The sequence below is a fragment of the Lujinxingia sediminis genome (genome assembly GCF_004005565.1).
Classification (GTDB): Bacteria; Myxococcota_A; Bradymonadia; order Bradymonadales; family Bradymonadaceae; genus Lujinxingia; species Lujinxingia sediminis.
On record NZ_SADD01000017.1, the window covers coordinates 41,233 to 53,506 of the forward strand.

General features: G+C 64.8%; 9 protein-coding genes. 3 read left to right on the forward strand and 6 right to left on the reverse strand.

The window, feature by feature from the left end; all coding sequences use genetic code 11:
• Nucleotides 1-26: 26 nt before the first annotated feature.
• The 5 genes from EA187_RS18580 to EA187_RS18600 form a co-directional block, all read right to left on the reverse strand.
• Nucleotides 27-935: a CAP domain-containing protein gene (locus EA187_RS18580; RefSeq protein WP_127781240.1), complete on the reverse strand. Its 909-nt coding sequence runs from the start codon at nucleotides 933-935 to the stop codon at nucleotides 27-29.
• A gap of 266 nt (nucleotides 936-1,201) precedes the next feature.
• Complete coding sequence (locus EA187_RS18585) at nucleotides 1,202-2,104, reverse strand: carbon-nitrogen hydrolase family protein (protein WP_206524424.1); 903 nt, start codon at nucleotides 2,102-2,104, stop codon at nucleotides 1,202-1,204.
• Complete coding sequence (locus EA187_RS18590) at nucleotides 2,101-2,715, reverse strand: GNAT family N-acetyltransferase (protein ID WP_115608100.1); 615 nt, start codon at nucleotides 2,713-2,715, stop codon at nucleotides 2,101-2,103. Before EA187_RS18590 ends, EA187_RS18585 begins: the two co-directional genes overlap by 4 nt.
• Before the next feature lie 64 nt (nucleotides 2,716-2,779).
• Nucleotides 2,780-3,409 carry a uracil phosphoribosyltransferase gene (upp, locus tag EA187_RS18595; protein WP_115608102.1) on the reverse strand — a complete coding sequence of 210 codons (630 nt, stop codon included), beginning with the start codon at nucleotides 3,407-3,409 and terminating at the stop codon, nucleotides 2,780-2,782.
• Between the two features lie 97 nt (nucleotides 3,410-3,506).
• Nucleotides 3,507-4,214, reverse strand: a complete 708-nt coding sequence (locus EA187_RS18600) for an SDR family NAD(P)-dependent oxidoreductase (protein WP_115608104.1) — start codon at nucleotides 4,212-4,214, stop codon at nucleotides 3,507-3,509.
• A gap of 161 nt (nucleotides 4,215-4,375) precedes the next feature.
• Here EA187_RS18600 and EA187_RS18605 point away from each other — a divergent pair, with 161 nt between their 5' ends.
• A complete protein-coding gene (locus tag EA187_RS18605; RefSeq protein ID WP_127781241.1) occupies nucleotides 4,376-5,758 on the forward strand; it encodes a hypothetical protein in 1,383 nt (460 codons plus the stop codon).
• Between the two features lie 99 nt (nucleotides 5,759-5,857).
• Nucleotides 5,858-8,479: a hypothetical protein gene (locus EA187_RS18610; protein WP_127781242.1), complete on the forward strand. Its 2,622-nt coding sequence runs from the start codon at nucleotides 5,858-5,860 to the stop codon at nucleotides 8,477-8,479.
• A 21-nt stretch (nucleotides 8,480-8,500) separates the two neighbouring features.
• Here EA187_RS18610 and EA187_RS18615 read toward each other — a convergent pair whose 3' ends face one another.
• Entirely contained in the window at nucleotides 8,501-10,138 is a 1,638-nt protein-coding gene (locus EA187_RS18615; RefSeq protein ID WP_127781243.1) for a two-component system sensor histidine kinase NtrB, read from the reverse strand.
• Nucleotides 10,139-10,414: 276 nt separating this feature from the next.
• On the opposite strand from EA187_RS18615, the gene EA187_RS18620 reads away from it, so the two are divergent.
• Nucleotides 10,415-12,205, forward strand: coding sequence for a BREX system ATP-binding domain-containing protein (locus EA187_RS18620; protein WP_164856401.1), 1,791 nt, complete (start codon nucleotides 10,415-10,417; stop codon nucleotides 12,203-12,205).
• Nucleotides 12,206-12,274 lie beyond the last annotated feature (69 nt).

Genomic DNA, 12,274 nt, shown 5'->3' on the forward strand with positions numbered 1-12,274 from the left:
GGACATCGGGCGCTCTCACTGATCCCTTAACGCACGCGCCCGAAGTGCTGCACCCAGTAGCGGCTGTAGCGCCCATCCCCCTCATGAAACGCCACGCCCAGCTGGGTGTGGGCCGGGTAGAGGATGTTGCGCCGGTGCCCTGGCGAGTCCATCCAGGCCTGCACCACGGCTTCGGGAGTGCGCTGACCACCACCGATATTTTCACCGGTGCACGTGCCAGAGTAGCCCTGGTCGGCACAACGCTGGAAGAAGCTCGTCCCATCGAGTGAGTCGTGGGCGAAGTAATCGCAACGATCGAGATCGGTGGCGTGCATCATCGCCGACTCGGCGAGCTCCCCGCTGTAGGTCAACTCATTAAGCCCCTCAGCACGGCGCTCGGCGTTGGTCAGCCGGAACACCTCGCACTCAAAGGTGGTGCTGTTGCCCGGGCAGCTTGTGACCACGTCGGCCGGCGGCCCACAGAAGCGGCAGACCCCTTCAACAGCACCGCAGGCGAGTTCGTCGCCAGGCTCGGGTTCGGGCTCGGGCTCAGGTTCGGGCTCGGGCTCGGGCTCGGGCTCGGGCTCGGGCTCGGGCTCAGGCTCGGGTTCGGGCTCGGGCTCAGGTTCGGGCTCGGGCTCAGGTTCGGGCTCAGGCTCGGGTTCGGGCTCGGGCTCGGGCTCAGGCTCGGGTTCGGGCTCAGGCTCGGGCTCGGGCTCGGGTTCGGGTTCGGGCTCAGGCTCGGGCTCAGGTTCGGGCTCAGGCTCCGACTCGTCGGGATGGTAGACCTCGGTGCGATGATCCCCCTCGCTCCAGGCTACCTCGGGCACCTCGCTAACCTCGTCACAATCCCACTCACAGGGCTGCTCCTGGCGATCGACACGCAAATCGTCGCTGCCCCCGCACGCCAGCAGACCACCGATCGCCAGCAACGCCATCAGGCTCTGAAACTTCATCGTAGACCTCTCTGAAAGACTTGTGCAGCCAGACCTCGGCCACGTTAGCCCCGCAGAGCAGATCCAGAAACCCCTTTTATTTCAACAACTTGTATAGCATCGCTGTAAAATTACGTTCTCACTTACTACGTCGTGAGCAGATAGTGATGTCGATGGCTGCGACATTGAGGAAGCACGGGCACGGCGCAAAACGCAGGCGATGCTGTAGCATCGTCGAGGCTTTGCAGCGCCGCCCGGGATGCTCTCAACGCACCAGACACGACAGCTCACGGCGTACCAAGATTCACCCGCTCGATCTCGGCGTTGGCAGCAACAGCCTGATTGCTCCAGTCGCGGAAGTTCAAGACCTCCCCGCGCACCCGCACCTCCTCGCTGCGCGCCAGATCCACATTCGCGTACACCCAGCAGGGCGCGTTCCACTCGCCGATGGCCTCAATGCCATCCTCGCTAAAGCCTACATCTACCGGGGTGTAGACCGCCGCGCGCCCGCAGTTCTCTTCAATCGCGATCGACCAGGGAGCATCTCCCACCAGCACGGCATGCGCCACGTAACACTGGTTTTCCAGCGCGCGGGCCTGGCACCCGATCTTCACCCGGTTGTAGCCATAGGGCGTATCGGTGCAACTGGGCGCGATGATCAGATTGGCCCCGGCCTCCACCTGGCGGCGAGCGAGCAGCGGAAATTCGCTGTCATAGCAGATGTTGATGCCAAAGGCGCCAAAGGGCGTCTCGAAGACCTTGAGCTGGTCGCCGTAAGAAATCAGCCAGAGCTCACTTTCAAAACGCGTCATCAGGATCTTTTCCTGAAAGTCCACGCGCCCCTGAGGGCTGAAGACGTACGCCCGGTTGCGATACGAGCCGTCGAGCAGGCGTACCGGGTACGACCCACCGATCACATAGACCCCGTACTGGCGGGCAAGCTCCCGGTGCAGCGCCAGATAATCATCGAGCAGACGCTGCATCTCCGACATCTGAAAGGAAAGATCCTGACGTACCTCTTCGGCAAAGAGGCTGACCAGCTCCATGGAGGCGTACTCCGGGAAGACGGCGATCTGCGCCCCCTCACTGGCCGCTTCCTTGACCCAGGCCGAGATCTTGTCGACGTAATGGTTCCACCCCTCCAGAAAATCCACCGGATACTGCGCGGTGGCCACACGCACCATGCTCATTCGCTGTCCAAATCTTTAAGCCAGATCTCCATGACTTCCGGCACCTCTTCGACCGTCCCGATCTCCTTCCAGCGCATCATCGTACGGATCTGAGGCTGACGCTCGTAGCCGCGTTTTCGCCAGAAGGCGTCCAGGGGCTGCCAGCCCTCGGGCCGGCGCGGATGATCGGGAGGGCGCACCACGGCGGCAAAGCAGGTGAAACGAAAGGCCCCAAGCGCACTTACATGCGCCTCGCGCTCCCCGAAGAATTTCACGCCTACGCCCTGCCCCCTGTACTCCGGCAAAAGCACCGACTCCGCCAGATAAAAGATCTCGCCGACGTCATAGCCAAGCTCTTTAAAGGGGCGCTGAAAATCCTCGTCGCTCTCGGCCATCGGCATTCCGGTCGATACGCCGACGACGCGCTCACCATCGAAGGCGGCCACGAGCACGCTCTCGCTCGACTCCAGATAGCGCGTCAGGTAGCGGCGCTCATAATCCAGGTCACCGTCGTAAAGGTAGGGGTAGGTGCGAAAGATCTGGATGCGTAGCCGCGCCAGATCATCGACGTACTGATGCACCGAATCGCCGCTGAGGCGACGGACCTCCACCTGACCAACCTGTTGCGACATCGTCTCGTACTCGAAGAAAAGGACGCGGCCCGAGCTCGCGGCCCGAGCTCGGGCGCGCGAAGGGTTATTTGGTGCCGTAGAGGCGATCGCCGGCATCCCCGAGACCGGGCACGATATAGCCCTTCTCGTTGAGCTTCTCGTCGATGGCCGCCGTATAGATAGGCACATCCGGGTGTTCGCTGCGCATATGCTCAACGCCCTCGGGCGCGGCCAGCAGGCACATGAACTTGATGGAGCGTGGCCCAAACGCCTTGATGCGCGTGACCGCCGCGGCCGCCGAATGCCCGGTGGCGAGCATGGGATCGACCACAATCACATCGCGATCATCCATCTGCTCGGGCAATTTCAGATAATACTCCACCGGTTGCAGCGTCTCCGGGTCACGGTAGAGCCCGATATGGCCGACGCGGGCCGAAGGAAGAAGCTGGAGAAGCGGATCCACAAAGCCCACGCCGGCGCGCAGAATCGGCACGATCACGAGCTTTTTACCCACCAGGTGCGGGGCGTTCATCGTGGTCAGCGGCGTCTCGATCTCGGCATACTCAATCGGCAGATCGCGCGTGACCTCATAGCCGAGCAAAAGCGCCACCTCACCCATCAGGCTGCGAAAGGCGGCGGTGGTGGTGTCTTTCTCCCGCATCAACGAGAGCTTGTGTTGAATCAGCGGGTGATCGATGACGGTCACATCTTCCATGGTCCACCTCCGCGTGGGGTCGGGTTCCTGAGCAAGGCAAAAAGGGAACTTCCCGCTGGTTGGTAGCCGCTGGACCGGGGGCGGTCAAGCGCGCCGCTCAGGTTCTGCCGGAGACGACCAGAAGTGCGCCGTTGATGGGGTGCTCATCGACCGGGCAAAGCCCGTAGATGATCGACGCCAGCTCACCGGGGTCGACCCAGGAGTCGAAGTCGGCGTCGGGCATATCCTGACGGTTGGCCTCGGTGTCGATGATCGAGGGCTGCACCGCGTTGATGGTCACATCCATCCCTTTGACCTCGTCGGCCACCGCGCTGACCAGGGCGTTGAGCCCGGCCTTGGTCGCGGCATACGCGCCCTCCCCGGCAGCGGGTTTGAGCGTGGAGCGTGAGCTGATAAGCACCACTCGCCCATAGCCGCGCGACTTCATCGACCCCATCACCTCACGCACCATATAGAGCGAGGAGCGCAGGTTCACGTCGACCAGAAAGTCGATGGCGTCGGGAGCAATGGCATCGATCTTCGACCAACGAAACCCGCCGGCGCAGTGCACCAACACATCGATCGGCCCGAGTTCCTCACGCACGCTGGCGGCGGCGGTGGCGATAGCCTGGGCGTCGGTCACGTTGACCTGCTGCTCCCAGACGCCCCTGCGATCCTTAGCTTCGACGAGCTTTCCGTGGCCGGCAGCGTGCAAATCCCAGCACACCACCCGCTCATGACGCTCCGAAAAGTAGGCGACTACATGTTCGCCCAATGCACCGGCAGCGCCGGTGACCACCACCACGCGATTGTTTGCATCTGTCATCGGATCTTCTCCATTCGCACCGTCATTGTCAGTCAACTGGCCAGCACGCTCGCCGTGAACACCTTAAGGCAGTGGCCGCGGCGAGCCGGTGTAGGTGCGAGGGTAGTCACCGCAGCCACCACTTCTATCGCATACACGCATATGTCTTTTAAGGGGGGACGATGTCATGTGAACACCACGGCGCTCTGTGGCGCTCTGTGCTCGGTACGCTGGCGTTTTTATCATGGGGGATTGCGGGCTGTCATGTGGTGGCGGAGCCGGCGCAAGAGCCGGCCTCTACCGAGCTCCAGGACGATCGCGGGCGCGCGCTTACCCAGGCGCTTGACCTTCGGTGGTCGGCATTGACAGCCGATGTGCCGACGGAGCCACAGCAGAGCTCACAGGCCTGGCCCGAGATGGGCTATGAGGTCAGCGTGGAGTGCCCGCTGGTCTATGATTTTGAGTTTAACGCGCCGCTGGGCGCCGCCATCGCTCGCCAGAGTACCGGTCGGCTGGAGCTGCGCGCACATCCCCGCGAGCAGGGGGCCTTTGAGCTGGCCAATCGCGCCACCGGTCTTTATCCGGTGCACCGGGGTGTGAGGCACCCCGGCAAAGAGTGGTGGCATGAGGATCTGCAACCGGTTCGTCTGACCCAGCCCGAACGGGGGTTGCTGAAGTCTGCGGCCCTGCCCGCGCCCTGGCAGCCGGGCGGTTCGATGCTCTCGATGGCAGCGCTCTTTCCGCCCCTGCCTCAGAATCTGGAGGCGCGCGACTGGCCCGGTCTGATCGACGCCGAGGAGACAGACGCCGCGGCAACGACTTCCGCGCTGAATGTTCGCGTCGAAGACCGCGTGCTTCTTGGCGATGAGCGCGCGCTCATCCTCGCTGCGCAGGGCGGACCCGACGACCTTCGCGCTCGCTACCTGGTCTCGGAGCGAGGGCGTGTTCTTGCCGCCGCGCTGGTGCTACCCCGGGGCGATCAGGTGGCGTCTGCCAGCCTGCGCCTGACGGGAAGTTGCGAGGGCCAGCGCTTGCCGCCGGCCGCGCAGCCCGACGACGCCCGCAGCCAGATGATTGAAACCTGGACGCGCTTTGCCAATGCCGCCCGCCAGGCGCAGTGGGCGCGCGCGCTGCACCATCTCGACCCCGCACTCCGAGAGACCCACGGCGATGACACCATCACCGCGCTCCTGGACGACCACCTGCGCCACTTCGGCCAGGGCGCCCTCGGAACCATCTCCCCGTCCTCGCCGCTGAGCGAAGACGACGATCGCTTCACCCTGCAGATCCACGGCCGCAGCCTGGTCGACGACGGCAGCGCCTCCACCGATGTGATCACCGAGATCGTAGCCACCCGCACCGAGCGAGGCCTTCGCATCGAGCGCGTGCGCTCCACGCTCGACCCGCAGGGCGACCCACAGGAGCTTCTGGAGTTGAGCGCCGGAACGCTACGCAGCAGCGCCCCACGGTCCACCGAGGCCGGCAGCGGCGATGCAACGGAAAGCCCGGCTGACAGCGCACCCGCCGGGGATGCTCCCGCCGCGGAGGCCCCTGAAGTGCGCTAATTTCTTTCATTTCGTGCCGGTCGTGGTAACCCTGAGTGAGGCGTCATAGGGGCGCCCCTTGAAGCCTCTTGCCCTCTCCCTGTTCCCGCTGCGTTGAAGATGTCGGACAACGCCACCATCCTGCGCGAGATCGAGTGCACCGGCTGCGCGGCGCGATTTCGCGTGCGCGGCCCGGCCGGCCAACCTCTGGCCGCCGGCGTGGACTGCCCGCTATGCGGCGCGCCCATCGCGCTGAACCGCAGCGGCGACCCTGGTTTTGCGAAAGTGAGCCATGCCAGCGTCTTTGGCCACCAGGCGCCGCTTCCCACCGCCGAGCAACCGCGACGCCAGAGCATCGCGGTGCCCGGGCGTGAGGCCGCAATCAGCGAAGAGCCCGAGGTCGACCCGGCGCTGCCGAAGCCGCGTCTGGGCCTCTTTGAGGCTCGCGGTGCCCATCACCGCTCGCCAGAGGCCGATCGCCCCGATCCGATGCGACCACTGGCCGCCGCCCTTTTGCGCGAGCTGCGTGGCAAAGCGCCCGCACCGACCGCCGACCAGGCCCCGCCAAGTCCGCTGACGCCTTCGCGCGCCGCACCGGCAGGCGATAACTTAAGCGCCCTGGACGAGGGCTGGGGCGAGGGCTGGCTGGGAGATGCACTCAGCGATGCGGCCGACGAGATCTTTATCGTCGACGATTCCCCCACGCCCTTTGAACGACTCCCGGGCGCTGACGACGCAAGGCCTCCGACCAGCAGCGCGCCACCACCGATCCCTGATACTCCGATCCCCGATACCCCGAACCCCGGCACGCCCGAGTCTGCCCCGGACACCGGGGCGATCGACGACGCCGAACTCGCCCCCCGCGACCTGCCCCCCGGACGTGTTGGCCCCGCCCCCCGCCCTCAAGAACCGGCCTCCCGTCACGAACCCAGGGTCGCCCCGGAGAGCAACGCTCCGCCGGAAGATCGCGCCGAGGCGCCTCCCGGCCAACAGCCCGATCCGCCGCGTACTGCGCCGACATCGGGCACACGCGATCCTTTCAACATCGAGAGCATCCTCGAAAGCGCGCTGCCCTCGGCGCGACGCTACCGCCTGAAGATCGGCGATGCGACCTACGGCAACATCGACACGCCAACGCTCCTGGCCCTCTTGCAGCGGGGCGTGTGGGTGATCGCCGACGCCATCGCCGAAGATGATGGCCCCTTTGTGCCCCTCGAAGAGCACCCGATCTACGACAAAGTGCAGGCCGCGCTTACCCGAGGGTTGCATGCGATGCTCCTGGCACACGCCACCCGCCAGAGCACGACGCCAGCAAACACCGGCCAGATGCCGGCCTTCCACGCCGAGATCGCCGAGACGCCAGCTCCGGCGGAGCGCTCGCTGTGGAGTCGCCTCGGCGCCAGTCACGTGCTTCCCTGGACGCTCGCGCTGGTGGCTACAGGCGTGGCCAGCGCGGCGGTAACCTACGCGGCCTTCGCACCGACCGCCGCGACCACCCAGACGGAGAGCGGGGCCTATGCTCCGGCGATAGCCGTGGAGCCCATGCTCATCGACGACTTCGCCCTGGAGCGCGAACGCCAGCGCCGCATCGACGAGGCCATCGATGTGGCCGTCGACCGCGTCGATGAGGCCCTGGAGATCTCCCCCGACGAGCTCGCCGAAGCCGCCCTGGCCGAGAGCAACCACAGTCTGGCGCGCGAGATTCTGACCCGTGCGTATGCGCAGGCTCTAACCCCCGGCGTCCTGCAGGCGCTCTTCGACCAATCGCTGGAAGTCGACCCGGCGCTCTATGCTCCGCTCGAGACGCTTGAGCCCTCGCCAGAGGTTGCGCTGCGCGCACTCGGCGGCGGACGCTCGGTCAGTATGCGCCTGACCGAAGGTGGCGAGAGTCGCTACGCCTTTAAACCCGCCCAGCTTGAGTGGGAGGATGGCTGGAAGGCCGAGGTCGCCGCCTACCGCCTCTGCCAGATGTTGCCCTGCGCTTTTCGGGTGCCCGAAAACAAACACGCGCGCCTGAGCCGCGAGGCCTTCGATGAGCTCTACGCTCGCATCAACACCTCCCGTCAGCGCAACTACGCCGAGACCCGCTTCGACGATCTTCGCTGGGTGCTGGAGCGCGATGAAACCGGGCAGGAGCAGGAATTCTTGCACGGCGTCATCAAAGACTGGGTGCCCGAACTCTACCAGTGGCCGATTGAATACACCGAGATCTGGCACCCGCTGGTTGACGTGAACGCCGACCCGAAGCTCTTGGATCAGCCCGCCCCGGAGTTCCTTCAGACGCTCATCGATCGCGATGAAACCGGCCAGGCCCGCCAACTTCGAGAAGAGCTGGGAGAGACTTCGACGCGCGAACTCGCGCGCCAGCTCTCCAACATCACCGTCTTCGATTACCTGACCAACAACTTCGATCGCTACAGCGGTGTGGAGGAGTACTACGGGGTCAACAACCACTTTGTGGACGGTGCCTTCATGAGCCTGGACAACGGTGCGGCCTTCCAGTTTCAGCCGATGGCCGTGGTCGAGCGCCGACTACCGGGGGTCACCCGCTTTAGCCGCACGATGATCGATGCGGTGCGCATGATGCGACCGGAGGTCGTCGATCCCATCCTCTTTCCTGAGCAGAACAACCGTGACCGGCTTCGTCTTAAAGTCTTCTGGCAGCAACGCGAGAAGTTGCTCATGCACGTCGACCGCCTGGTAGCCGAGCATGGCGAAGATGCGGTTTACACCTTTGAATGAGGGGCTTGAACCACGGCTTACTCAGCGAGCACGCTGACGCCCCTGCACCGGCAAGTGCAGCGTAAAGCAGGTCCCCTCGCCAACCACACTCTCGCACGTCAGTTGCCCGCCGAGCTCCCCAACAAGGCTGCGGGCCACAAAAAGCCCCAGCCCCGTACCGCTCCCCACCGGCGAAGTTGTGAAGAAAGGATCAAAGATCCTTCGCAGGTGCTGGGCGGAGATGCCGCGACCGTTATCGCGAATCTCAACGGTGACCAGCTCGGGCTCGCGACGCGTGCGTACGACCACCTCACCTCGCTCTGTCCTCGCATCAAAGGCGTGCGTGACGTTCAGCAGCACGCTGACCAGGACCTGCATGAGCCTCGTGGTATTCGCCCGCACCTGACCAAGCCCATCGCCCACTCGCCGCACCGTAGCGAGCTGGCCAATCTCACCGGCACTGATCGTCAACGCGTCCTTGAGGCATTGCTCCAGATCGATCCAGTTCACCTCGTCGTCAGCACCGCCGGAGAAGGCGCGCATCGCGTCAACAATCCCCCGCATGCGCACCACGCCATCGAGCGCCTCGGAAAGCGCCTCATCGACCGCATCGACCGCATCGATCGCCGGGGTCGCGCTGCGAAGCGCGCGCAACGAAAATCGCAGGTTGGCGTCCACAAAAGAGAGCGGATTGTTGATCTCGTGGGCAATCCCGCTGGCGAGTGTGCCCACCGCAACCATGCGATCGGTGAGGAGGAGATGGGCGTGCATCTTTTGATAATCGCTCATGTCACGCATCGCGACGACACGCCCGCCCCCCGCGTCCGGTAGAGGACTCACGGTATAGACGACGGCAACACGCGAGCCGTCGGCCCGCTCAAAGGTATCATCGTGGCAGCGCATATCAGCACCGCTGGCCAGCGCAAGCTCCAGGGCACAGGGGCCCTCCTCGGCCCAGAGCGCGCGCTGCGGATGCACCAGGGAGTGAAAGTCGCGCCCCTGCATCGCCTCCACACTCAGCCCCAGCATCCGGGCAGCGCTGGGGTTGGCGAACTGCACTCGCCCGGCGGCGTCAAGCGTCACCATCCCCTCGCCAAGGCCGTGGGCCGCAGCACGACTCAGGGCCATGCGTTGCTCCAGCTCAGCGGCATGCGACTGAGTGTAGGTCAGCGCTTCGCCGATCCTGGTGGTACGTCGCGCACGTTTGATCGTAGCGCCGGCGATACGAGCCGCCCGGGAGGCCAGCCGACGCGAGGTCGCATCAAAAGGACGCGACCACGACAGCAGCGCCAGCACCGCCCTGGCGCCCTCACCGATATCCAGGCGCAGAGCCAGACCCATACCCCAGGGTTCATCTGCGCGCGGCGAAAGGTCCACAACATCATCCTCCCCGCCGTAGGGCTCCAGGAGCAGCGCCTCACCCCACGCCCGCAACGTTCCGGCATCGCCATCACCGCACCACGCCCGAACCACGCGCTCGCTCTCCTGCAGCGCATCGTCAACAACAACCACGCACCCATCCCCCAGACGTCCGGCCAGGCGCGCCGGCAGCGTGTCGATGAGAGTATCCACCCCGTCACCATCCACCCACGTCGCCAGCTGCGCGAAGAGCTCTTCCATATCGCGCTCCCCTGCCACCCAGCTCAGATAGCGTGTGACATCCGTCTCACTGATCTCCATAGGCCTCGCCAGAAATTATGACCATGTCCCCACATGGCCCGGCCAAAGGGATGCGCCGTTGACATGCCCCCACAACGTCTTTCGAGATTCGATGCTCGCATCGTAGCGAAATTTCTCGATGTTCAAAACCTCATTTCGCAATGTCTCAAGATGAGTCAGGCACTTGCGCCCCCACGCACACGCAGATCGTGCACCGTCTCACGGGCTTGCCTCCACCGACGTTTTCGTCGAGGCTTGCCCCGAAGCTGCATCCCCTTGATGTTGAGCACCGATTCCATGACCACTCCCCCCACAGACGACGCCATCTTTCAGGCTTATACCGAGGCGATCTACGAGGTCGTACGCGACGAGGCGCCCATCGTGTTACGAGTCGGCGACGATGTCGGCGCCTTGTTGGGTATAGATGGGCTCGATGTCCAGACGCCGTGGGCTGTGATCACCGCATACAACCCCGCCTCCCGGCTGCGTTCCGCTGCCGAGAACGCCCGAGCTCACGCCGCACTGGCCGACCTTCTGCATCAGAAGAGCCTTCCCCACCTTCCCACCCGGGCCCGTGATCCCCGCGGCGAGTGGCCGGTTGAGGATGGCTTTTTAATCTTCCCCATCGAGGCCGATGACGCCCGGAAGATCGCACGCCGCTTTGCCCAACATGCCGCCCTCATCGGTCGCGGCCCGGGGCCGGCCGAACTCCTCGACTGCCGGGTTACGCCTGACTCCCGGCTGCCCCCCCGCGTTGTCGAAGCGATGCGTCTGGGTGTGGTGCCCGACGAGTCCGTCGACGCTTACACTGTGGGCCGCGACGCCGAGCTCAACCTTATCGACGATGACTTAAGCGCTCTGGCCCACGGCGCGGGCAACCTTCGGGTGCTTCTGGCCGACTACGGTGCCGGCAAAACACATCTTCTCGAAGTCATCGCGCGCCGCGCTCTGGCCCAGAACTACCTGGTGGCCCGTGTGGTGCTCGACGCCGAGGGGGCCGCTCCCAGCCACCCGGGCCGTGTCTACCGGGGGCTTATCGACCAGCTCACCTACCCGGAGCGCCCCGACGCCCCCCGCCAGGGGCTCACCCCTCTCTTTGAGCGCGCGCTTCAAAGCTCCGCGGCCCGCACCCGCTTCGAACTTCCCGCCCCGCCAGAACGACCCTCGGTCACCTCAGAACGACCCTCGGTCACCTCAGAACGACCCTCGGTCACCTCAGAACGACCCTCGGTCACCTCAGAACGACCCTCGGTCACCCGTGAGAGTCATCGCCCGGAACCCTCTCCCCATCTGTATCTGAGCGCCGCCCTCACTCATTTTGAACGACTTTCGGTCGACGCTCACCCCGAGCTTCGCGACCGCCTGATGCGCTGGATCGAGGGTCAGCCCGTCGGCCGAAACCGCGACCTGGACCAGGCACTTCGCAAACTTCAGGGCAAACATCGCACCATCTACAGCCTCAAAGATTACCGCCCCTGGGCGCGCATCTACGCCTACCTCCTGAGCGGCATCGACACCCTGGCCCGCGACGCCGGCTACCAGGGGCTGGTGCTGCTCTTCGATGAAGCGGAGCGCTTTGCACTTCTCTCCAGCGAGAACCGCTCCCACGCCGAGAACCTTTTTAAGGCGATGGCGGCAGCCAGCGTTGGTGCCGACGCCGCCCCCTTTGAGCGCGACGACCTCTCCGGCGGTGGGCTGGGCGTCTTACAGACCCTCCCGGCTCGCTACCACAGCCGCCACGGCCTGCTGGCGATCTTTGCGATGACCCCCGATGATCAGGGCGTTGACGTGCTGCGCCAGGCCGCCCCCAAAGAGGCCTTTATCGACCTGAACCTGCTCGACGGCGATGACTTCGAAAAACTCGCAAGCCAGGTGCTGCGCCTGTACCGCGATGCCCACGAAGAGCCCCTTCCCACCGCCCTCGACACGCTTCTTCCCCGCATCGTCAGCGGACTTCATCGCCACGGGCTTCTCAACACCCCGCGCCAGTCCATGAAGTTTATTGTCGAGCTCCTCGACATCGCGCGCCGTCGACCCGCGCAGCTTCGCGAGGCTGTAAGCGAGCTACAGGGTCTGCTCAACACCTGAGATTTCGGCTCTGGACGGCGCACCCTCGGTGCTCATCTTGCCAGCCGCCCACACGCCGTCTTCCGGGAG

What these genes read in the sequence shown, in the direction of transcription:
- EA187_RS18580 (WP_127781240.1), bottom strand. Translation starts at nt 935, where the DNA reads ATGAAGTTTCAGAGCCTGATGGCGTTGCTGGCGATCGGTGGTCTGCTG.
- EA187_RS18585 (WP_206524424.1), bottom strand. Translation starts at nt 2,104, where the DNA reads ATGAGCATGGTGCGTGTGGCCACCGCGCAGTATCCGGTGGATTTTCTG.
- EA187_RS18590 (WP_115608100.1), bottom strand. Translation starts at nt 2,715, where the DNA reads ATGTCGCAACAGGTTGGTCAGGTGGAGGTCCGTCGCCTCAGCGGCGAT.
- upp (WP_115608102.1), bottom strand. Translation starts at nt 3,409, where the DNA reads ATGGAAGATGTGACCGTCATCGATCACCCGCTGATTCAACACAAGCTC.
- EA187_RS18600 (WP_115608104.1), bottom strand. Translation starts at nt 4,214, where the DNA reads ATGACAGATGCAAACAATCGCGTGGTGGTGGTCACCGGCGCTGCCGGT.
- EA187_RS18605 (WP_127781241.1), top strand. Translation starts at nt 4,376, where the DNA reads ATGTCATGTGAACACCACGGCGCTCTGTGGCGCTCTGTGCTCGGTACG.
- EA187_RS18610 (WP_127781242.1), top strand. Translation starts at nt 5,858, where the DNA reads ATGTCGGACAACGCCACCATCCTGCGCGAGATCGAGTGCACCGGCTGC.
- EA187_RS18615 (WP_127781243.1), bottom strand. Translation starts at nt 10,138, where the DNA reads ATGGAGATCAGTGAGACGGATGTCACACGCTATCTGAGCTGGGTGGCA.
- EA187_RS18620 (WP_164856401.1), top strand. Translation starts at nt 10,415, where the DNA reads ATGACCACTCCCCCCACAGACGACGCCATCTTTCAGGCTTATACCGAG.